The following is a 19,345-nucleotide window of genomic DNA, read 5'->3' on the forward strand; positions in this document are numbered from 1 at the left end:
AAGCGGAGCGGTTTCCACAATATATAAGTCGGCTAAATAAATGAAAGGGCCGGTCGTCAGCGGCAGGTGCTGACGAAGCCGCTCCCCGACGGCAGCAACTGGCAAGTTGGCCTCATCTGCGGCACCTCCTGCCGTTGCGGGGTTGGGATTTGGCGATCCTGGGCACGGTACTGCTGTTGCTGCTGCTGGTATTGCTGGCGCCGCAGCCTGTTCTCCAACATCTGCAACTGGTCCTGCTGGATCAACACGTTGCGGTCGGCGGGACTGACGACCTGTGCCGATGCAGCAGGATTTACGCCCGGCAGCATCGCCGCAGTCAGCATTGCCGACCCCAAAAACGTCAATAGACGAAGCCGTGGCATTGGTTCATTCCCGCACAAAACCGATCTTTCCGTAATATAGGGCTTTTGTCCGGCGACACCATGGCCGCCGCTGATTTGAAGCGGATTGGAAGAGGCATTTCGGCTTCGGATGCTCGTCGCGTCAATCGACTTCGCGCAGCCGGTATCCAACGCCGGTCTCGGTGGTGATATAGCGGGGCTGGTCGGGCGTTTTTTCGATCTTTTGCCTGATCTGCCGGACGTAGACTCTGAGATATTGAACGTCGGTGGAATCGCCCCAGACCTGCTTCAGCAGGAATTGGTGGGTGAGAACCTTACCGGCATGCTGTACGAGGATGCGGAGGATGTCGTATTCCTTCGGCGAGAGCTTTATCTCCTTGTCCTCGACCTTGACGATGCGCTTCACCAGATCGACGGAGAGGTCGCCGGTCTGGAACACCGGTCTCTCACCCTGCTGCTGGAACTTGTGGCGAAGCGCGACGCGGATGCGTGCGACAAGCTCGTTCATACCGAATGGCTTGGTTACATAATCGTCGGCGCCGAGTTCGAGGGCCGAGACGATGCCGGCCTCATCAGTGCGGCTGGAAAGAATAACCACGGGAATGTCCAGGCCATCATCCCGCCATTTGCGGAGCAGCTCATGCCCGCTCATGCCGGGCAGGCCGAGATCGAGCAGCACAAGGTCTGGCTTTTCCGTCTCGATGAGTTCAATCGCCGCCCTGGCGTTCGGCGCCTCGCTGATCGCATAGCCTTGGCTGCCAAGCCCGACGCGAAGTAGTTTCCGGATCGGCGGTTCGTCGTCGACCACCAATATCCGAACGTCGAGGCTCGTCATGGCAGATCGTCCATATTTTGATGGCCCGCCTCGGGTTCGCCGAGATTGGGCAGCTCCGCCGGTACCAGTTGCATCTTGATCTTGAAAACCGCCCCCGAGCGGTCGGACCTGTTTGCCGCCGAGAGCGTCCCGCCCATCGCTTCGATGAAGCCGCGGCAAATCGACAGGCCGAGCCCGGTGCCGGCACGCACCTGGTCACCCTTGCGCACACGGTAGAAAGTGTCGAAAACGCGCTCCAGGTCCGCTGGCGGAATGCCTGGTCCCTCGTCCATGATCTGCAGGATGATGAAGCCGTTATCGGCCCAGGCCTGCAGGCGGATCGTCGAACCTGGTGGCGCGTATTTTGCAGCATTGTCGAGGAGGTTGAACAGCACCTGTTCGAACAGAACGGGGTCGACCCGCAACATCGGCAGATCCGATGGAATGTCGATCTCGGTCTTATGCTCGCGGACGATTTTGCGGGCCCGATGCAGAGCTGACCCGACAATGTCGCCGAGATAGTGAAAGGCGTAGTTCGGCTCCATCGTGCCGGATTCGATCTTGGTCATGTCGAGCAGATTGGCAATAAAGCGGTTAAGCCTCTCCGCCTCATCGAGCACGGTCGACAGCAGTTCCGTCCGGTCCTGCTCGGGAAGCGCGGCCTCGAAGTCCCTGAGTGTTCCGGCCGCGCCCATGATGGCGGCAAGCGGCGTTTTCAAATCGTGGGAAATGGAGGTGAGCAAGGCCGAGCGCAGACGGTCTGCCTCGGCCGCAAGCTTGGCCCGGTCAACGTCGGCGACGAGCTGGATGCGCTCGATGGCGACCGCCGCCTGGTCGGCGAGCGCATCGAGCAGACGCTGCTGCTCGGGTGTCAGCAGCGGACCTTGCTTATCGTTGTCGAGGCCGACAACGCCCACCGCCGTGCGTCCGGTCCGCAAGGGCAGATAGAGGCGTTTTGCTCCGGGCAGCGTGTCGGCGCCGCGCCCGGCGGCGCGATTATGCTCCCAGGCCCAGCGGGCTGCTGCAATGTCGGCCTCGGCCAGCGTGTCGTCGGGTGGGTAACCGGCTTTGACCGCAATTGTGCCGTCCTCCGGCAGAAGCAGCACCACGCGCAGCTTCAGCATCGAGGCGATCTGGAAGGCAGTCGCCCAGAGAACGTCGTCGAGCGTGCCAGCGCCGGCGAGCTTCTTTGAGAAGAGATAAATATCTTCCGTGGCGCGTGCCCGCGAGCGCGCAGCGACCGCCTGACGCTGCACGCGCGCTGTTAGATTGCTGGCAATGACCGCAACAACCAGGAAGACGGCCAGCGCAACGATGCTCTCCGGATCCTCGATCGTCAGCGTGTAGCGTGGTTCCAGGAAGAAATAGTTGAAGGCAATGGCGCTGATGAGGCAGGCATACAAAGCCGGCCAGAGACCGCCGGTCACCGCCGACGTCAGGACCCCAATGAGAAAGATGATCGCCAGGTTGCGGACGTCGAGAAACTGGTCGAGAAGGACGGCGAAGGCGAGCGAGCCAACAACATAGGCCGTGGCCCTGAGATAGGGCCAGATCTCGAACTGCCACTGCTCGTCCGCCGCCTTGACGGTCCTCGACGTCGCCTCGGCGTTGCGTTCGTTTCCCGAAATGACATGGACGCTGATGTCGCCGGCATTGCGGATGAGATCGTAAGTAAGCGAGCCTTCGATCAATTCCCGCCAGCGCGATCGGGTCGGCCTGCCGATCACGATGTGGGTGAAGTTGTTCGCCGTCGCATGCCGAACGATGTCTTGCGCGACGTTCTGACCCGGAATGGTCGTCACCTCGGCACCGAGCTGCTCGGCAAGGCGCAGCTGCGTCGCCAGCCGATCCTTGTTTTCCTCAGGCATGGCAGCTGAACGAGGGGTATCGACATGAAGCGCCGTCCAAGGGGCGCGGAGCCGATCGGCCAACCTTCGCGCATAACGTACACGGGCCGCCCCGCCCGGACGCGCATCGACGCAGACGAGAACCCTTTCCCCCGCTGCCCAGGGCCCGGGTATCGCGTGGGCCTGCATGTGGGTCAGCAACTGCTCGTCGACCCGCTGGGCAGTGCGGCGGAGCGCCAATTCCCGAAGCGCCGTCAGATTGCCCGGCGAGAAATAGTTCTCGATGGCGCGCTGGGCGGTGCTGGGGATGTAGACCTTGCCTTCCTCAAGCCGCTTGATCAGATCGTCGGGGGTCAGGTCGATGATCTCGATATCGTCTGCCTGGTCGATTATGGAGTCTGGGACAGTTTCCCGCACCCTGACGCGGGTGATCTGCGTCACGACATCGTTCAGACTCTCGACGTGCTGGATATTCAGCGTCGTGTAGACATCGATGCCGTGCGTCAGGATTTCCTGGACGTCGAGGTAGCGCTTGGGGTGACGGCTGCCCGGCGCGTTGGTATGGGCAAGTTCGTCGACCAGAACCAGCGCCGGGTGCCGGGCGAGGATGGCGTCGAGATCCATCTCCTCGAGGATCCGCCCTTTGTAATCGATCTCAAGGCGAGGAATGACCTCGTAGCCTTCGACCAGCGTCTGGGTTTCATTGCGGCCGTGCGTCTCGACGATACCGATTACTACGTCGATCCCGTCGGCCAACCTGGCGCGGCCCGACATCAGCATCTCGTAGGTCTTGCCGACACCGGGGGCGGCGCCGAGAAATATCCTCAGGCGACCGCGCTCCTCTCGCTGGGCATGCTCGAGTAGCGCGTCGGGAGAGGGCCTGGTTTCGGCGGTGCGGCTGTCGTCTGGCATAAGCGTCAATCATGAACGGCGCCGGCTTCGGTGTCGATCCCGGCGCCGGTCCTTTACTGTTTCATCGCATCGTCCAGCGCAAGGTTGAGGGCCAGCACATTGACCACCGGCTCGCCGATGAATCCCAATTCGCGATCTTCGACATGGCTGTCGACAAGCGATTTGATCCTGGATTCATCGACGCCCCTGGCCTTGGCCACCCTGGCGACCTGAAAATAGGCCGCGTCGGGGCTGATATGCGGATCGAGGCCGCTGCCGGACGTGGTGACCAGATCTATCGGTACCGGCTGGTTCGGGTTTTCCGTCCTCAGCCTTTCGGCGTCAACCTTGATGCGGTCGATCAGCTTGGGATTGGTCGGGCCGAGATTCGAGCCGCCCGAGGCGGCGGCATTGTAGCCGTCGCCGGCAGCCGAGAGACGGCCATGGAAGTAGCGGTCGCTGGTGAAAGCCTGGCCGATCAGCTCGGAACCGACGAGCTTGCCGTCCTTCTCGATCAGGCTGCCATTGGCCTGGCGCGAAAACAGCGCCTGCGCAATGCCGGTCATGCCGATCGGATAGATCAAACCCGTCAGAATCGTGAAGAAGACGATCATGACGATCGCGGGTCTGATTTGATTGAGCATCGACATGGTTCCTTATGCGAGACCGAGAGCGGTGATGGCCATGTCGATCACCTTGATGCCGACGAAGGGGACGACGACGCCGCCGAGGCCATAGACAGTGAGATTGCGGCTGAGCAGCGCACCGGCGCCGACTGCGCGGTATTTGACGCCCCTCAGCGACAGCGGGATCAGCGCAATGATGATCAGCGCGTTGAAGATGATGGCCGAGAGGATAGCGCTCTGCGGCGTGGCCAGATGCATGACGTTGAGCGCTTGCAGCGGCCCGGCGGTCTGGCCCGGGGCGATGTAGAAGACGGCGAATATTGCCGGGATGATGGCAAAATACTTGGCTACGTCGTTGGCGATGGAGAAGGTGGTCAGCGAGCCACGCGTCATCAGCAGCGCCTTGCCGATTTCGACGATCTCGATCAGCTTGGTCGGATCGCTGTCGAGATCGACCATGTTGCCGGCCTCGCGCGCCGCGACCGTGCCGGTGTTCATGGCAACGCCGACATCGGCCTGCGCAAGGGCCGGCGCATCGTTGGTGCCATCGCCGCACATCGCGACCAGTTTGCCTTTGGCCTGCTCGTCGCGGATCAGCTTCAACTTGTCCTCGGGCGTCGCCTGGGCAAGGAAGTCGTCGACGCCGGCTTCCGCCGCGATCGCCGCCGCGGTCATCGGATTATCGCCGGTGATCATCACCGTGCGGATGCCCATGCGGCGCAATTCGGCAAAGCGTTCTGCGATGCCGCCCTTGACGATGTCCTTCAGATGGACGACGCCGAGGAGGCGCCCGTCGCGCTCGACCGCGAGTGGAGTGCCACCCGATTTGGCGATCTCGTCGGCGATCGCCTGAAGGTCGCGGACGGTGTCGTTGCGCGTACGGCCTGTGGCAACTGTCGAGAGGTTGACGTGGGCAAGTACCGCATCGACTGCGCCCTTGCGGACCGAGGAGCCTTCCAGATCGACGCCGCTCATGCGGGTTTGCGCGGTGAAGGGCACGAAAGTCGCGTGCAGGCTTGCCATGTCGCGGGCGCGGATGGCGTATTTTTCCTTCGCCAGGACGACGATCGAGCGGCCTTCCGGCGTTTCGTCGGCAAGCGAGGCAAGCTGGGCCGCGTCCGCCAGTTCCTGTTCGGTGACGCCCTTGACCGGACGAAATGCCGTCGCCTGGCGGTTGCCCAGCGTGATGGTTCCGGTCTTGTCGAGCAGCAGCGTGTCGACATCGCCGGCCGCCTCGACGGCGCGGCCCGACATGGCCAGCACGTTGAAGCGCACCAGGCGGTCCATGCCGGCAATGCCGATCGCCGACAGCAGGGCGCCAATTGTGGTCGGGATCAGGGTAACGAACAGGGCGACCAGCACCGTCACCGAGATATAACCGCCCGAATACGAGGCGAAGCTCGGGATCGTCGCCGTGGCCAGCACGAAGATCAGCGTCATGCCGACGAGCAGGATATTGAGCGCGATCTCGTTGGGTGTCTTCTGGCGCTCGGCGCCCTCGACCAACGAGATCATGCGGTCGAGGAACGTATGGCCGGCAGCCGCGGTGATGCGCACGCGGATCCAGTCGGACAAGACCTGCGTGCCGCCGGTCACCGCCGAACGGTCGCCGCCGGATTCGCGGATAACCGGTGCGGATTCGCCGGTGATGGCCGCCTCGTTGACCGACGCCATGCCTTCGACCACCTCGCCGTCCGAGGGGATGATGTCGCCGGCTTCGACAAGCACGATGTCGCCGACCTTCAGGCTGGTGCCGGGCACCAGTTTGAACTTGCTGCGGTCGCCATCGTTCAACAGCTTGGCCTGCGTCTCGGTTCGCGCCCGGCGCAGCGAGTCTGCCTGCGCCTTGCCGCGGCCTTCGGCCACCGCTTCGGCGAAATTGGCGAAGAGCACGGTGAACCACAGCCAAATGATGATCTGCAGCGTGAAGCCAAGATCGCCGCCGCTGGTAACGAGATCCTTGACGAACAGCACGGTGGTGAGCGCCGAGACGACGGCGACGACAAACATCACCGGGTTTCGCATCAAGGTGCGCGGGTTCAGTTTTCTGAAGGAACCGCCGATAGCGGGCCACAGAATGCGGGTATCCATGATGCTCACGGATTTCGACGGGCTCATTTGGTAGCTCCAGTGTCGATGTTGTTGACCGGTCGATCGTGTGCCGAACGAAGGTGCGGCGGCCCGTAAGCCAGCAGCCAGATCATGATCAAGGCTGCCGCAATAGCGAGGAATGTGGACAGCGTCGGGAAAGGAGGGGGCGTTTTCTCCCCCTCCGGCTCGGGGCGATGCCGGACCTTTCGAGGTATGATCTTGAACCAGGGCATGGCCGTTTCAGAATGTCTGACCGTGAATCATCGCCAGGTGCTCGACGATCGGTCCGACCGCCAGGGCCGGGAAGAAGGTCAGGCCACCGACGATCAGGATGACACCAACCAGCAGCCCGACGAACAGTGGACCGTCGGTCGGGAAGGTGCCGGCGGAGGCAGGGACGGTCTTCTTCGCAACCAGCGAGCCAGCAATCGCCAACGCCGGAATAATGACCAGGAACCGGCCCATCAGCATGCCGATGCCGAGCGTTACGGTGTACCAGGGCGTGTTGCCGCTGAGGCCGCCAAAGGCGGAGCCATTGTTCGCCGCGGCCGAGGTGTAGGCATAGAGAACCTCGGAGAAGCCGTGCGGGCCGGCATTGGCGATGGAAGCAACGCCGGTCGGCAGCACCACCGCGATAGCGGTGAAGATCAGCATTGCAAGCGGCAGGCAGAGCACGGCCAGCATCGCCATCTTGACCTCGTTGGCCTCAATCTTCTTACCGAGATATTCGGGCGTGCGTCCGACCATCAGCCCGGCGACGAAAACGGCAATGACGATGAACATCAGGATACCGTAGAAGCCGGCGCCGACGCCGCCGACAATGACCTCGCCGAGCTGCATGTTGATGATGGGGATCATGCCGCCGAGTGCGGTGAAGCTGTCGTGCATGGCGTTGACCGCGCCGCAGGACGCGGCGGTGGTGATGACGGCAAAGAGCGCCGACAGAGCGATGCCGAAACGGCTCTCCTTGCCCTCCATGTTGCCGCCGCCGACGCCCAGCGCATGGATCAGCGGATTGCCTGCGGCTTCCGCCCAGTAGCAGACGGCAACGCCGGCGATGAACAGCACGCCCATAGCCGACAGAATTGCCCAGCCCTGGCGCTGGTTGCCTACCATGCGGCCGAAGACATTGGTCAACGCCGCGCCGAGGGCGAAGATCGTCACCATCTGGATCAGGTTGGAGATTGCGTCGGGATTTTCGAAGGGATGCGCTGCATTGGCGTTGAAGAAACCGCCGCCATTGGTGCCGAGCATCTTGATGGCAACCTGGGAAGCGACCGGCCCGACCGCAATAGTCTGTTGCGCGCCTTCGAGCGTCGTCGCGTTGACGTAGGCAGCGAGCGTCTGCGGCATGCCGAGATAGACATAGACCAGAGTCAGGACGATGCAGAACGGCAAAAGCAGATAGAGCGTGCCGCGAGTCATATCGACCCAGAAATTGCCGATCGATTTGCCTGAGGCCCTGGCAAAGCCGCGGATCAATGCGACCGCAATGGCGATGCCGGTCGCCGCCGACAGGAAATTCTGCACGGTCAAGCCGGCCATCTGCACCAGATAGGACATCGTGCTTTCGCCGCCGTAGTTCTGCCAGTTGGTGTTGGTCATGAAGCTGGCGGCGGTGTTGAAGGCCAGCCCAGGTTCGACGGCGGTCATGCCGGCCGGATTGTAGGGCAGGCCGCCTTGCAGCCGTTGCAGCAAATAGAGCACCAGGAAGCCGGCCAGGTTAAAGAACAGCAGGGCCGCCGCATAAGAGGTCCAGTGCTGCTCCTCGCGCTCGCTGGTCCCTGATATGCGGTAGAGCCCGCGCTCGAGCGGGGCCAGAATTGACGACAGGAATGTGCGCTCGCCGCTGAAAACGCGATACATGTAACCGCCGAGCGGCTTGGCCAGCAGAACGACGATCCCGCAATAGACGAGGATCTGCAGCCATCCGTTGATTGTCATGGGGTTGGCTCCTTGCCAGCGGAGATCAGAAGCGTTCCGGGCGAACGAGGGCGTATGTCAGGTAGGCGAGAAGAAACAAGGTCACGGCGCCGCCGAGGATATAGTCGAAAAGCATGTTGCGATCCCCTAAACTTACAGCTTGTCGCAAGCTTTGATGTAGCCGAAGCATAGAGCAAAGAACGTGATTCCAATCGCGACAACAACTATGTCCACCGCGCATTTTCCTTATGTTGTATTTGTTGTTTACTCTAACAAAACTACCAAAACCGGTCGCCGCATCATATCGACGGCCGGATAGACCGCTTCGACGAATATGGATCAAAGTGCCATAAAGGTTCGAGACGGGACGCGGAGCAAAGAAATCAAAATCCCATAAGGATTTCGCCGCCTCGGCGCTGGCCACAGCTTCAGGAGGGATGTGCACACCGGCGCGCGAAGCTGCCGGGGCTCAGTCCGCGCGGGTGTAGATCACCGCGTAATCGTCCGCATAGGCCCGCTTCCAGCCCAGTTCGTCGAAGAACGGAATGCGGCGGTCGTCGGCGGTCAACAATGCCCAGCCTATCGTATATTTCTCGAGTTGGGCTTTCAGGATCGGCTTGCCCCGGCTGTGCCCAGTCTGCTCATCCGTTTCCGTAAAGCCATTCAGGAAGAGCTGATCCGCGCGGCCGTCGATAAACGTCCTGATGCCATGGAAAATCAGCGTACCGCCGAAATCGTAGGAGTTCAGCAGATTGCCCGACAGATTATGGGTTTGGGCGAAGGCCAGTGCGTCCCTCGCCGAGGTCTTCTGGCTCGGCGCGACCGGATAGGTCGTGAAGGCGGCAGCCGCCAAAACCAGCAACACGGCAAGTCCAGCGCAAATCCTGGAAAATTGCCGTGCGAAAAATTGTTCAAGTCCGTCGCGCTTTTCCACCGCCCATTTCTCGGCTGAAAGCGCTGGATATTGTTGCGCGACCTCCACGGCAAGGACCACCGGGACAAGAAGAAAGAACAAGTACATGAACCGTATGTGGGTGAGATAGGCGTGCAGCGTGAAGACAAGGAACAGCGCCTTGGCCCAGCCAATGCGCAATCTCGACACGAGCAGCCCGAAAAACGCCACCAGCAGGGCCACCTCCTGGAGGGTGTGCCGCGAGGCGTCGAAGGGTTGCCACTCCGCAATGTAAGGCACCGCCTCATTGCCATAGGCCACCGTGAACGTGGCGAGTATGGCCTTGACGCCATAGGGATTGAACAGGCTGACCAGCGGGCAAAGCAGCCCGAAAGCGGTCCACTTGGCCAGCAGCCGGGGGTTCGACAAGCGCGTGCGCATGACGAGATCGAGGCCGGCGAAGGCGGCGATGACGAAACCGAAGGTGAAGGTGGCATGGAGATTGGCCCACAGGCAAAGCAGCGTCAGCAGCCACAAAGGCGGCGCTTTCTCGTTGCGTGCGGCCTGGAAAAGACCGGCGGTCCAGACGACGATGATGGGCAAGGTAAAGATGTGCGGCCGGGCGACATAGATTGGCCCGATCAAGAGCGCGAGAACCAGCGTCAGTCCTATCGCCAGCGTCGGCTTCAACCACGCGCTGAGATACCACGACGTCAAGAAGATCGTGAGCGCGATTACTGCAGTCGCCAGCAGCACCACGCCGTTCCAGCCGCCGGTTTCAAAGGCAATTGCAAGGAGAAGCTGACTGAACCATTCCTTGGCGATCCATGGCTGGCCGGCAAAAGTGTAGGAATAGACGTCGACGGTGGGGAATGTGCGGCTTGCCAGCATATCCATGCCGACCTTGATGTGCCACCAGCTATCAGGATCCTGCAGGAGGGAAGTGGCAAAGGCGAGGAGCGCCGCCGCCATCACGACCGCCGCCAGCAGGCAAAATACCAACCTCACATGCCGTACATCGCCTATCGACCGCTTCGCCTCACCAGATATCCCGCGCATATGGCATCCCTGAGCCGCGATAGCGGAAGGGATAGGCCGAATTTGTTAGAAAACCGATAAGCTGCAGGATTGCGGCCACAACCCTGTGCCGCGTCCAACCGGCTCGGCGGCTCAGCCCTCGGCCTTGAAGTTCTTGGCTTCCTTCTCGACCTTCGGGCTGTCCTTGCCGTGCTTGCGCATCAGATCCTTCGCCTGCTTCGGCGAAACGTCGGTGGTTTCGGCCAGACGCAGAGCCTCCTTTTCGTCCGGATCACGCGTCTTGCGGTCGGCCATTGCGGTTTTCTTGTCAGCCATTACGACGCTCTTATGCTTTCGGCGATTTCGTTCAGCACCTTGCGGTCGGTGCCGTGACGCTTGATCAGCGTGCGTGCCTGATCCGGGGTGATGCCCGCTTCCTCGGCGAAGTGACGTACCTCGTAGTCTTCGCCGCCCGCCACTCGTGAGCGGTCGCGACTGTCGGTGTTGGTTTTGTCGTCGGCCATGGCAGCTCTCCTCATCTCGACGAGAGCATAACGGGCAAGATTTCAGCGAGTTCCTTCGAGCGTGTCGCCCAGTCCCCTGCCCTCGGGCATGACCCGGCATGCGCGGCGGTTTTGCTCAAAGCAGGGGCTTGGCGTCAGGCCGGCCTTCGCGCACAAATAGGCTGGCCTCTTTGGCGGCGCTGCCAACCGCCCGCCACTGCTCCTGGGCGCAGCCTGATGTTCGTTCCAGATTGTTTTATTGGGACCGATGGTCGAACACGACGCCCATGGTCCTACCAACGGCCGTCATGACGATAAGCTCGACCAGATCGTCGTCACTGTTGCCGCAGGCCGGGGCCGTCCTGCGAACGATGTCCAGCATCGCCCTCGTCGATATGGTGTCGCCGGCACCGAACCGTGAAAGCGCAGATGAAACAAGCTCTTGGGCCGTCAAGTCGGCGACAGTCACCCTCTGCACCACGTTCATTGGCTTCCTCCCACCATGAACTCTCTCCGGGGGGAATGATACGCCGAACGTCGCGTTTCGCCAGCAAAATGGTGGTCCTACCAGCGCGTGGGCAGCGACCGAAATCGTCGGTTTTGCGGGAGGCAGTCCGGGCGGGAGGCGGCAGCGCTTTTGTGCCATGCGACTTCGCCATAGGCCCAATCCCGGCGGCCGGGATCGGTCTCAATTTTATTTACTGGCAGTCTGATGCTTGGCGGTGTGGTCTGCTCGGTTGCGCCCGAAAGCCAGCGCAGCAAGAACCACGGTGCGGGCAGGACTGGAACGGTTCGTCGTTTCCCGCAAACGCCGAACCGGTCTGTCTTTTTTGTGACGCAACTCCGGCCGGAACGTTCACAGGTTTTCCTGGAATTGCTTGTCTTGTGACTCTAGGCGGCCAGATCGCTCGGAAGCTTGCCGCCATTCTCGGCCAGCTTTTTCATCAGTGCGTCGTGCAGCCACAGATTCATCGTTACAGTGTCGTTCATATCGCCGGTGTAGTTCAGCTCGTGGGCAAGCTCCTTGCGGGCGCCAAGGCTGCTGTCGATATTCAGGGCCTTCATCAGGTCGACGATCGAATTCTTCCAGTTGAGCTTCTGCCCCTTCGCGGCCACGGCCTTGTCGAGAATGGCAGCGATGTCCGGGGCAGAGGACAGCGCGGCCGGCGCGGCCGGAGCCGGGGTTGCAGCCGGGGCGGACCGGGTAGGCGCCGTCGGCTGGGTGGCCGTGCTCGAAGCAGGCGCGGGAGACGGTTGCGCCGGCGGCGCTTCGGCCGCAACCGCGTTTCCGAAAATCGCACCTTTGATACTGTCGAAAATGCCCATTGCTATCTCCTGTGTTGGCTCGACGGTGTGTTGCCTTGACGGTCGGTGAGGCGACCGTTGCCGAATGCCGCATTGAGCGCCCTGGTTGTACCGGACCACGAACGCAACGCAGGGGCAACTCAAAAATGGCTAAAGGGTAAAGGCTTGGTTGCATTGAGGAATCGGCCCAGTGATCCGGCCCGAGAATAGAATAGGTCGGATCGCGGACCAACAAATCGTCACGCGCAATGGACGAGGGAATGGTTGCCAGCCAGTTTTGCTGACGCAGACTAGAAAAATCATCTAGATTCGTGTTCGCAATTCGCTGAGAGGAACGAAGCCATGACAGCAGTCGTCGCATCCGACAGGCTCGAACGTTCGCCGATTTGGGCAGTGGACGATCCGTCGGTCAAATGGGCCGGCGCTTTCGCGGTTTACGGCGGGCACGGCACCACCCCGTCCCCGGTCATTGTCTACGAGATCGAGTCCGGCAAGCGGCTCGGCTGGCACAGCGACGCCACCGAAGAGACGCGTTCTTTGCGGCGGCGATGTTCATGCAGACATTCGACGGCGTCATGCTGCCGCCGGAAATCCCATGTCCTCGGCACGCCCAATCGTGCGGGCTGAATGCGTGCCGGCGGGAATCAACAGGCCTGCGGATATCGGACTTGGAGCTGATATGAGGGCGCGGTTCGGCGTCGTTACGCGTCTGGGTCACCGGCGGATCGGCTGATGGCGCCCGTGAAGGTCGACCCCGCCAAGGTGCGCGAGTTCAGGGATGCCGAAAGCTTCCATGCCTGGCTTGGCGAGCATCACGACAGCGAGGACGAAGTCTGGATCAAGATCCATAAGCTCGATTCGGGGCTGCCGTCGATCACGCCGAAGCAAGCCATCGACGTGGCGTTGTGCTGGGGCTGGATCGACGCGGTGCGCAAGGCGTTCGACGGCAAAAGCTATCTGCAGCGCTACACCCCGCGCGGCAAGAAGAGCACCTGGAGCCAGATCAATGTCGACAATGTCGCCCGGCTGATCGAGGAGGGCCGGATGACCGAGCACGGGCTGAGGCAGGTCGATGCGGCCAAGGCCGACGGCCGCTGGGCGCGCGCCTACAAGAGCGGCAAGGAGATGAAGATCCCCGACGACCTCCAGGCGGCAATAGACGCCGAGCCCAGGGCAAAAGAGATGCTGGCAAAGCTCAGCGGGCAAAACCGCTTCGCGCTCGCCTTCCGCATCCACAACATGAAGACCGAAGCCGGGCGCAAGAAGAAGATCGCGGCGTTCGTGGCGATGCTGAAGCGCGGCGAGACCATCTATCCGCAACGAAATCGCGATTCTGGGTAAACATTTGGCCGCGTTTGTGTGCTGCGTCTTGTGCTTGTCCCTTGCGGCGACTCCCAAAATGCGGCCGGCTCAGGCCCATCTCCGATCCTGGCGATGTCGCAGACGATTGTTTTCGACGAGCGTCGCCCGGCACTTCGACACCATCTCTCATTCGTTTAGTGGATGCAGGAAAAAGTCTCGTCCTCACAGTCGGCATAGTATATTAGCAGGCGCTGTTATGAGGTTTTTGCCCGTTCAGGAACCGACTGGCACGTGGGCCGTGTTTGATGCGACCGTGGACGTGCCTGCGGATTTCGCTGGCAGTTGCCTTATCGGCTTGCCGCGGCAGCGGGCGGAGTGGCTCGCAGCAAGAGCCAATCGAGATGCTGCAAAAGGCACTTCGATTTGCCGGTTGTCAGCTGCCGGACCGGCACAAGCCGCGGTTCTTAGACTTAGACCGATCGGAGAGATTTCGATGATGCACGAAAGGGAAATGGCGGCTGCTTTGGCAGCCAGGAACCAGGAAGCGGATATTCGTGGTGTCTTCGACATCACCAACAAAACCGATGCGCCAATTGGCTCTCGCCGATTGGGCGAGGCTATCCACTTTGTCGCCAATGCACCTATCGTTGGCTATGATGTTCACGCCGCCGTCATCAGATATGGCCCACTCGGAACCCCCAGCCTCAGAGCTACAGATTGCGCGCAGCTGTGGGAGAAGTTCGGCGAGGCCTTGCTGGAACACTGACGGGCAGGCCTTTGGCGCGTATGGCACCACGATTGTGCAGGACTTCCTTAGTGAGAACGACATGGAAGCCTGGCGGGTGATATTGCAATTAAATTAGGGTGAGCGCATATTTTTTGCCGGCTGGACTCGCAACCGGCCAGGCCCGGCGGCCGGCTGCCGACGGGCCGTCAGGCCGGCGGCAAATGGTGCCGCCGGCCCGACGGTCCCCTTGGCAAGATCGCCGGAACCAGAGCATGATGCGGCGGCAAAACGGGTTTGGGGGAATGACATGCCTAAGGTTTCGGAGCTTTTTTTCAAGACAGCCATCGTCTTTCTTATTCTGGGAATTGCAGCTGGCCTGCAGATGGCAATTTCAGGCGATCACGGCGCGTTTCCGGCTCACGCGCACATCAACCTGCTGGGGTGGGTCACCAGTGCAATATTCGGCGGCTATTATGCGCTGAACCCGGCGAAGGCTGCCCGCAGGACGGCGATGATCCACTACGGCGTCTACAATCTTGGCTTGGTCGTGATGCTGCCGGCGCTTTACCTGATGCTGCAGGGAAATCCGGCGCTCGAGCCGATCGTCGCCACCGGCTCGATGATTGTCGCTGTCGCCGTGCTGATCTTTGCCTTCGTGGTTTTCTCCGCCGAAACAGAGCGCTCAGTCTCGGGAATACCAGCGGTCCCGCGGTAGACGGGGCGGCGATAGTGCCGAGCCTATCAATGCCCGTGCTTCTGGTGAAGCGCGGGCCGATTGGTTGTAGGCTGATCTGAGGCAAGGGTGCGGCGAGATGAAAGCCGCTCAGTAGCCTTCGCGCGCCCCTATGCCTGCCATGCTGCTTATCGCGGCCTTCATTTGGCGTTGTGCCTGCGTCCCCAGGAAGGTGAAAATATCGACACTTCTTGGATCTTCGCCGAAACGACTGCCTTGTGCTTTTGGGGCGCGACGCCCAGCGAGCGCAGGTGCGATGTTGATGCAGCCTTGTCGTTGGCGACGCAGCATGACGGGTCATCGTCAAACGACGGTAGAGCGCGCGGACCTACTGTTGCGCGAGCCGGTCCCCGAGCGTGTTTGCTTCGGCCAATCTTGCCAGCGATTGTTCGACTTTCTGCGCCGAGGCGTCTGTGCGCTTGATGTGCCGTATCATTTGCTGCCTCAGCAGCGCGAGCCTTGCGACGCGATATTCGTCGCCGTATCTCGCAGTTTCAAGGTGGAGGGTCGCGAGCATCATGGGTCAATTCTTCCGATCGATCTTCGTCATGCGTTCCCGGGCCTCAATCACGCGTTTTTGCTCAGACCGTATGCGGTCGCACAACGCGAGATTGACGGCGACACAGCCATCGTTCAACAACAGTTCATTCGCACGCTTCAGCGAGCGCTCAGCCCGTTTAACGCGCAGCCTGGCATTGGCCAGTTCGAAGCTAAAAATATCAATCATCATCATACCGCTTCGTTTGCGGTCCCTTCGATTGTTAACCGGCGTCGATCCCATTTGTTCCGACTGCACGCGGCGCAGCGCCAGGAAGGAGCTTGTCTTTCGCCCGTGCTGGGCCGTTCGCGATGGCGGGGCATGCTAGGTGGGCGGGCTGGTGCAAGGCGAAGGTGTGAAGGCCTGGCCCGTAATCACGTTCTGTTCACTCTGGCTAATGTAAGCTGGCCGCCTAGAATTCGCCGCGAAGGTGTTTGACGCGGAGCTTCACACCAGGCTTGACCCACTGCGCCGCGAGCACAGCCATGTGGTCACCATGGCTCGAGTGTCAGCAGATGTGGTAAGGGTGAGTGTCGGCGAGTAGCAGAGGTCCAGCAACAATGACTTTGAGGCGAACCAGAGCTTACGTCACATCCGGCTTGGTTCTAGCGGTTTGCACTGTGTTTGCTTGGCAGAACGCCGCTGCCGCTCAAAATTGCGACGCAGCCGCGACGCTTGGCGTCAATTGGCAAGAGTGTGACAAGAAGCTTCTCATCCTAGATGGACAGGACCTGAGCGGGGCGAACCTGTTCGGTGTTGATTTCACTTCGACCGACCTCAGGAACACCAATCTCCGTGCGGCAAATCTTGAGAAGGCAACTCTTGTGCGTGCTTCCCTGGCCGACTCGACCGCCAAAGGCGCCCGGTTCGACAGAATCGAGGGCTACAGGACCGACTTCAGCCGTATGGACGCGCAGGGCGCTGTGTTTGCGAGCGCGGAAATGCAGCGCTCGAATTTCCAGGACGCCAATCTGACCAATGTTGATTTCACAAAGGCAGAATTGGGGCGTGCGCAGTTCCATGACGCCGATATCAGCGGCAGCCGCTTCTCGTTTGCCAATCTCGCACGGGCGGACTTCCGAGGAGCGACGTTCACCGCGCCGATAGACTTTGACCGCGCCTTTTTCTTTCTGACCCGTATCGAGGGCGTCGACCTTTCCAATTCGGTGGGTATGTCCCAGTGGCAGCTCAACATGGCTTGCGGAGACGCCCGGACCGAGTTGCCTTCTGGCCTGACGAGGCCTGAAGATTGGCCCTGTCAATTCCAGCAGGAATAGTTGTCGGCAAGCGAACCGCGGCAATGCTGCATCCGACAGGATTCGAACCTGTAACTTTGTGCCGCGGAGACGCCCATTAAGGTCGAAGCCACCACCCGAGACGGCGAACTCCGGATATCCCTGTCTAATGCCGGAGAGCCCATTCCGCACGAGACAATGCAGGGGATCAGCATTAAGGAATATAATCCTCCCGTTGCGGCGAGCCCCTTCAACGGAGAATCGCCATGACTCGAAAGACCCTCGCCGACACTCTGTCCGCCCGCGAACCATCTAAGTCAATTGTGCGCACCCGATGTGCTGCGAATCGACGAAACTTGACATCCAGGCGCTGATTGACAGGCTCGGCTATGACCACGGCTCGATGCATGACGACTTGGTCGGGCTCTTTGTCTGCTCAAATTGCGAGGCTGCCGGCCGTGACCGACCTTCTTCGCATGCATTCCTGACTACGAAGGCCATCAGCGGGCGCGCAATCGCGACTGGAAGCCAACTTTCGAACGAAGGGGCTGAAAGTGGCCGGCGCCGCTTGGGGGGCGTTGGGGTAGATTGCCTGTAGGCGCCGGCGGGGCGGATTGGGGTCCGCAGACGCGAATCCTGGGGGCTGCCCTGCGGTTTTTCCGGACACTTCGATTCCCAAGCAAAGTCAACAAAGGGGCGGCGGCATGGTGGCCGAGCTTCATCGTTTGCGGACGTTAGGAACGGAAAGGCCGCAACTCACAAAGCCAAACAACGGACGCTTAAGTGGGTATCTGGCGGAGAGAGCGGGATTCGAACCCGCGTTACGGTTTCCCGTAAACACACTTTCCAGGCGTGCGCCTTCAACCACTCGGCCACCTCTCCGTCTTTAGCATTTTCGACGCGGCCGGTTTCGCCGCGCGGGTTGGGGAGATGCATCTCCTTTGGGATTCCGGACCGGAATTCCGGCCGTGGGCGCCGTCGACCAGCGGATACCCTTTCCCCGCACCTGAGCCGTCAAAGCAACAGGCGCGGGGGCTCATCTAGTCGATCCGGTGCCGAATGCCAAGACATAACGATAGTCTATTCGCTTTGCCGGATACGGATGCTCACCCCATGTTACCGGAGCACCCGTAGGGAGCCTATCGAAAGGGGCGGCCGAGGTGTGCTCGCCGTCCGGCACGCCGCCGGTTGCGCCGACCGGCGGTCGCGGGTTCAACTTCGCGTGTCGCGATTGCAGGCGAAGCAAGTAGATCCTATTTAACAGTCCGACACGACATTCTGATAAACTCCTGGGGAGGAAGGGTCCGGATGTTCCGCTTCGTCTTTCGTCTTGCCGCAATGGTCGCGCTTTCGATTTCGGTCATCATGGCCGTGCTCGATGCGACCCGGTCGGTGGCGGCTTCGGCGCTGGTGATGACTCCGCTCAATACCAGCTGGCTCGCGGTTTCGCCGGATACGCGCAGCGCCTTCGAAAGCTTCGTCCGCGACAAGGTCAATCCGCTGCTGTGGGACGGTGCCATCGCCTGGGTGCTCAGCCAGCCCGGCTTCGCCGTGTTCGCAATGCTGGCGTTCATTCTTTATGCCATCGGTTACAGGCGGCAGCGCCCCAGCGGGCGGTTCGCCGCAACCTGACATTTCCAGCCTGACCCGGTGTTCCCGTACCGGAGAGGCTCAACCAAGAAGAAAAGGAAACCGCACTATGTTTCTCAGCGACATGCTGAACAAGAAGCTCAACCTGCCGAAGCCCTCCGAGGCGCTGCCCGGCCGCGACCGGCCGATCCCGACCGCATCGAAGCACTTTGTCTCGAACCGGCCGCTCAAGGGCCCTTATCCCGAAGGGATGGAAACGGCGATGTTCGGGCTGGGTTGCTTCTGGGGCGCCGAGCGCCTGTTCTGGCAGGTCGAGGGCGTCTGGGTCACGGCGGCCGGATATGCCGGCGGCGTCACACCCAACCCGACCTACCAGGAAACCTGCACCGGGCTCACCGGCCATGCCGAAGTCGTGCTCGTCGTCTACGATCCCAAAATCGTGTCCTATGCCGAGCTTTTGAAGCTGTTCTGGGAAAGCCACGACCCGACGCAAGGCATGCGCCAGGGCAATGATGTCGGCACCACCTACCGCTCGGCGATCTATACGTTCAACGACGCGCAGTACCAGGCGGCGCTCGCCTCGCGCGATGCCTACGAGGCTTCGCTGCGCGGTGCCGGACGCGGCAAGATCACCACCGAGATCGCATCGGCGCCGGAATTCTACTTCGCCGAGGAAGACCACCAGCAATATCTGGCGAAGAACCCCTACGGCTATTGCGGCCTGCGGGGAACCGGCGTCTCCTGCGCCATTCCGGCCGCCGTCTCCGCCTGATTTATGCCCCTGACGCAAGGAATATGCTGTGGCGCCGCGATGCGGCGCCATGCTTTTCCAAAGGGTCAAAATTCCACGTGAATTTTGTTTCGGGCCGTGCCAGATTGACCCGAAGCGGGAGGAAGACACTCCTGCCTGACGCTGCATGCCTGCCGGAGAACCGGGCCGGCATGCGGTGCATAATGGACAAATAACCGA

At 61.1% G+C, this 19,345-nt stretch carries 22 protein-coding genes and 1 tRNA gene; 7 read left to right on the forward strand and 16 right to left on the reverse strand.

Annotated features, from left to right (window positions below; genetic code table 11):
* Positions 1-56: 56 nt before the first annotated feature.
* The 12 genes from NMG46_RS06295 to NMG46_RS06350 form a co-directional block, all read right to left on the reverse strand.
* Entirely contained in the window at positions 57-512 is a 456-nt protein-coding gene (locus NMG46_RS06295; RefSeq protein ID WP_254816838.1) for a hypothetical protein, read from the reverse strand.
* On the reverse strand, positions 484-1,176 hold the full coding sequence (locus NMG46_RS06300; protein WP_254816839.1) for a response regulator transcription factor: 693 nt from the start codon (positions 1,174-1,176) through the stop codon (positions 484-486). Before NMG46_RS06300 ends, NMG46_RS06295 begins: the two co-directional genes overlap by 29 nt.
* Entirely contained in the window at positions 1,173-3,914 is a 2,742-nt protein-coding gene (locus NMG46_RS06305) for a sensor histidine kinase KdpD (protein ID WP_254816840.1), read from the reverse strand. The genes NMG46_RS06300 and NMG46_RS06305 overlap by 4 nt, the downstream gene beginning before the upstream one ends.
* A 53-nt stretch (positions 3,915-3,967) precedes the next feature.
* Positions 3,968-4,537 carry a potassium-transporting ATPase subunit KdpC gene (kdpC, locus tag NMG46_RS06310; protein ID WP_254816841.1) on the reverse strand — a complete coding sequence of 190 codons (570 nt, stop codon included), beginning with the start codon at positions 4,535-4,537 and terminating at the stop codon, positions 3,968-3,970.
* Between the two features lie 12 nt (positions 4,538-4,549).
* Positions 4,550-6,637, reverse strand: a complete 2,088-nt coding sequence (gene kdpB, locus NMG46_RS06315) for a potassium-transporting ATPase subunit KdpB (protein ID WP_254816842.1) — start codon at positions 6,635-6,637, stop codon at positions 4,550-4,552.
* Between the two features lie 213 nt (positions 6,638-6,850).
* Complete coding sequence (kdpA, locus tag NMG46_RS06320) at positions 6,851-8,554, reverse strand: potassium-transporting ATPase subunit KdpA (protein WP_254816843.1); 1,704 nt, start codon at positions 8,552-8,554, stop codon at positions 6,851-6,853.
* A 25-nt stretch (positions 8,555-8,579) separates the two neighbouring features.
* On the reverse strand, positions 8,580-8,669 hold the full coding sequence (locus NMG46_RS06325; RefSeq protein ID WP_023675300.1) for a K(+)-transporting ATPase subunit F: 90 nt from the start codon (positions 8,667-8,669) through the stop codon (positions 8,580-8,582).
* 333 nt (positions 8,670-9,002) lie between these two features.
* Positions 9,003-10,484 (reverse strand): hypothetical protein, encoded by a 1,482-nt coding sequence (locus tag NMG46_RS06330; RefSeq protein ID WP_254816844.1) that lies wholly within the window; start codon positions 10,482-10,484, stop codon positions 9,003-9,005.
* A gap of 111 nt (positions 10,485-10,595) precedes the next feature.
* Positions 10,596-10,778, reverse strand: a complete 183-nt coding sequence (locus NMG46_RS06335; protein WP_254816845.1) for a hypothetical protein — start codon at positions 10,776-10,778, stop codon at positions 10,596-10,598.
* Positions 10,778-10,966: a DUF3606 domain-containing protein gene (locus NMG46_RS06340; protein WP_254816846.1), complete on the reverse strand. Its 189-nt coding sequence runs from the start codon at positions 10,964-10,966 to the stop codon at positions 10,778-10,780. The genes NMG46_RS06335 and NMG46_RS06340 overlap by 1 nt, the downstream gene beginning before the upstream one ends.
* Before the next feature lie 235 nt (positions 10,967-11,201).
* Entirely contained in the window at positions 11,202-11,432 is a 231-nt protein-coding gene (locus NMG46_RS06345) for a hypothetical protein (RefSeq protein ID WP_254816847.1), read from the reverse strand.
* 404 nt (positions 11,433-11,836) lie between these two features.
* The gene (locus NMG46_RS06350; RefSeq protein WP_254816848.1) at positions 11,837-12,271 is read right to left on the reverse strand and encodes a DUF3597 domain-containing protein; all 435 of its coding nucleotides are present in this window, start codon (positions 12,269-12,271) and stop codon (positions 11,837-11,839) included.
* A 321-nt stretch (positions 12,272-12,592) separates the two neighbouring features.
* Here NMG46_RS06350 and NMG46_RS06355 point away from each other — a divergent pair, with 321 nt between their 5' ends.
* The 4 genes from NMG46_RS06355 to NMG46_RS06370 all read left to right on the forward strand — a co-directional run bounded on the left by NMG46_RS06355 (position 12,593) and on the right by NMG46_RS06370 (position 14,994).
* Positions 12,593-12,877, forward strand: coding sequence for a hypothetical protein (locus tag NMG46_RS06355; protein ID WP_254816849.1), 285 nt, complete (start codon positions 12,593-12,595; stop codon positions 12,875-12,877).
* Between the two features lie 105 nt (positions 12,878-12,982).
* On the forward strand, positions 12,983-13,591 hold the full coding sequence (locus tag NMG46_RS06360; protein WP_254816850.1) for a YdeI family protein: 609 nt from the start codon (positions 12,983-12,985) through the stop codon (positions 13,589-13,591).
* A gap of 454 nt (positions 13,592-14,045) precedes the next feature.
* Positions 14,046-14,318, forward strand: coding sequence for a hypothetical protein (locus tag NMG46_RS06365; protein WP_254816851.1), 273 nt, complete (start codon positions 14,046-14,048; stop codon positions 14,316-14,318).
* 268 nt (positions 14,319-14,586) lie between these two features.
* Complete coding sequence (locus tag NMG46_RS06370; RefSeq protein WP_254816852.1) at positions 14,587-14,994, forward strand: hypothetical protein; 408 nt, start codon at positions 14,587-14,589, stop codon at positions 14,992-14,994.
* A gap of 108 nt (positions 14,995-15,102) precedes the next feature.
* Here the strand turns inward: NMG46_RS06370 and NMG46_RS06375 are convergent, their stop codons facing one another.
* From NMG46_RS06375 to NMG46_RS06385, 3 genes are read right to left on the reverse strand one after another with little or no spacing between them, the layout of a single operon-like run.
* A complete protein-coding gene (locus NMG46_RS06375; protein WP_254816853.1) occupies positions 15,103-15,303 on the reverse strand; it encodes a hypothetical protein in 201 nt (66 codons plus the stop codon).
* Positions 15,304-15,340: 37 nt separating this feature from the next.
* Positions 15,341-15,532, reverse strand: coding sequence for a hypothetical protein (locus NMG46_RS06380; RefSeq protein WP_254816854.1), 192 nt, complete (start codon positions 15,530-15,532; stop codon positions 15,341-15,343).
* A 3-nt stretch (positions 15,533-15,535) separates the two neighbouring features.
* Positions 15,536-15,745 carry a hypothetical protein gene (locus tag NMG46_RS06385; protein WP_254816855.1) on the reverse strand — a complete coding sequence of 70 codons (210 nt, stop codon included), beginning with the start codon at positions 15,743-15,745 and terminating at the stop codon, positions 15,536-15,538.
* A gap of 365 nt (positions 15,746-16,110) precedes the next feature.
* Here NMG46_RS06385 and NMG46_RS06390 point away from each other — a divergent pair, with 365 nt between their 5' ends.
* On the forward strand, positions 16,111-16,827 hold the full coding sequence (locus NMG46_RS06390) for a pentapeptide repeat-containing protein (protein ID WP_254816856.1): 717 nt from the start codon (positions 16,111-16,113) through the stop codon (positions 16,825-16,827).
* Positions 16,828-17,577: 750 nt separating this feature from the next.
* Here the strand turns inward: NMG46_RS06390 and NMG46_RS06395 are convergent.
* Positions 17,578-17,667 (reverse strand) — tRNA-Ser (locus NMG46_RS06395).
* A 426-nt stretch (positions 17,668-18,093) separates the two neighbouring features.
* Between NMG46_RS06395 and NMG46_RS06400 the strand changes: the two genes are divergently transcribed.
* Positions 18,094-18,417 carry a hypothetical protein gene (locus tag NMG46_RS06400; protein ID WP_254816857.1) on the forward strand — a complete coding sequence of 108 codons (324 nt, stop codon included), beginning with the start codon at positions 18,094-18,096 and terminating at the stop codon, positions 18,415-18,417.
* Between the two features lie 67 nt (positions 18,418-18,484).
* Positions 18,485-19,147 carry a peptide-methionine (S)-S-oxide reductase MsrA gene (gene msrA / locus NMG46_RS06405; RefSeq protein WP_254816858.1) on the forward strand — a complete coding sequence of 221 codons (663 nt, stop codon included), beginning with the start codon at positions 18,485-18,487 and terminating at the stop codon, positions 19,145-19,147.
* The last annotated feature ends 198 nt before the right edge of the window (positions 19,148-19,345 follow it).

This window comes from Mesorhizobium sp. LMG 17147 (genome assembly GCF_024297145.1).
In the GTDB taxonomy this organism is placed as follows: domain Bacteria; phylum Pseudomonadota; class Alphaproteobacteria; order Rhizobiales; family Rhizobiaceae; genus Mesorhizobium.

Excerpts from the sequence above, each read along its gene's own strand:
- NMG46_RS06300 (WP_254816839.1), bottom strand. The coding sequence starts at position 1,176 with ATGACGAGCCTCGACGTTCGGATATTGGTGGTCGACGACGAACCGCCG.
- NMG46_RS06305 (WP_254816840.1), bottom strand. The coding sequence starts at position 3,914 with ATGCCAGACGACAGCCGCACCGCCGAAACCAGGCCCTCTCCCGACGCG.
- kdpC (WP_254816841.1), bottom strand. The coding sequence starts at position 4,537 with ATGCTCAATCAAATCAGACCCGCGATCGTCATGATCGTCTTCTTCACG.
- kdpB (WP_254816842.1), bottom strand. The coding sequence starts at position 6,637 with ATGAGCCCGTCGAAATCCGTGAGCATCATGGATACCCGCATTCTGTGG.
- kdpA (WP_254816843.1), bottom strand. The coding sequence starts at position 8,554 with ATGACAATCAACGGATGGCTGCAGATCCTCGTCTATTGCGGGATCGTC.
- NMG46_RS06325 (WP_023675300.1), bottom strand. The coding sequence starts at position 8,669 with ATGCTTTTCGACTATATCCTCGGCGGCGCCGTGACCTTGTTTCTTCTC.
- NMG46_RS06330 (WP_254816844.1), bottom strand. The coding sequence starts at position 10,484 with ATGCGCGGGATATCTGGTGAGGCGAAGCGGTCGATAGGCGATGTACGG.
- NMG46_RS06335 (WP_254816845.1), bottom strand. The coding sequence starts at position 10,778 with ATGGCTGACAAGAAAACCGCAATGGCCGACCGCAAGACGCGTGATCCG.
- NMG46_RS06340 (WP_254816846.1), bottom strand. The coding sequence starts at position 10,966 with ATGGCCGACGACAAAACCAACACCGACAGTCGCGACCGCTCACGAGTG.
- NMG46_RS06345 (WP_254816847.1), bottom strand. The coding sequence starts at position 11,432 with ATGAACGTGGTGCAGAGGGTGACTGTCGCCGACTTGACGGCCCAAGAG.
- NMG46_RS06350 (WP_254816848.1), bottom strand. The coding sequence starts at position 12,271 with ATGGGCATTTTCGACAGTATCAAAGGTGCGATTTTCGGAAACGCGGTT.
- NMG46_RS06355 (WP_254816849.1), top strand. The coding sequence starts at position 12,593 with ATGACAGCAGTCGTCGCATCCGACAGGCTCGAACGTTCGCCGATTTGG.
- NMG46_RS06360 (WP_254816850.1), top strand. The coding sequence starts at position 12,983 with ATGGCGCCCGTGAAGGTCGACCCCGCCAAGGTGCGCGAGTTCAGGGAT.
- NMG46_RS06365 (WP_254816851.1), top strand. The coding sequence starts at position 14,046 with ATGATGCACGAAAGGGAAATGGCGGCTGCTTTGGCAGCCAGGAACCAG.
- NMG46_RS06370 (WP_254816852.1), top strand. The coding sequence starts at position 14,587 with ATGCCTAAGGTTTCGGAGCTTTTTTTCAAGACAGCCATCGTCTTTCTT.
- NMG46_RS06375 (WP_254816853.1), bottom strand. The coding sequence starts at position 15,303 with ATGCTGCGTCGCCAACGACAAGGCTGCATCAACATCGCACCTGCGCTC.
- NMG46_RS06380 (WP_254816854.1), bottom strand. The coding sequence starts at position 15,532 with ATGATGCTCGCGACCCTCCACCTTGAAACTGCGAGATACGGCGACGAA.
- NMG46_RS06385 (WP_254816855.1), bottom strand. The coding sequence starts at position 15,745 with ATGATGATGATTGATATTTTTAGCTTCGAACTGGCCAATGCCAGGCTG.
- NMG46_RS06390 (WP_254816856.1), top strand. The coding sequence starts at position 16,111 with ATGACTTTGAGGCGAACCAGAGCTTACGTCACATCCGGCTTGGTTCTA.
- NMG46_RS06400 (WP_254816857.1), top strand. The coding sequence starts at position 18,094 with ATGTTCCGCTTCGTCTTTCGTCTTGCCGCAATGGTCGCGCTTTCGATT.
- msrA (WP_254816858.1), top strand. The coding sequence starts at position 18,485 with ATGTTTCTCAGCGACATGCTGAACAAGAAGCTCAACCTGCCGAAGCCC.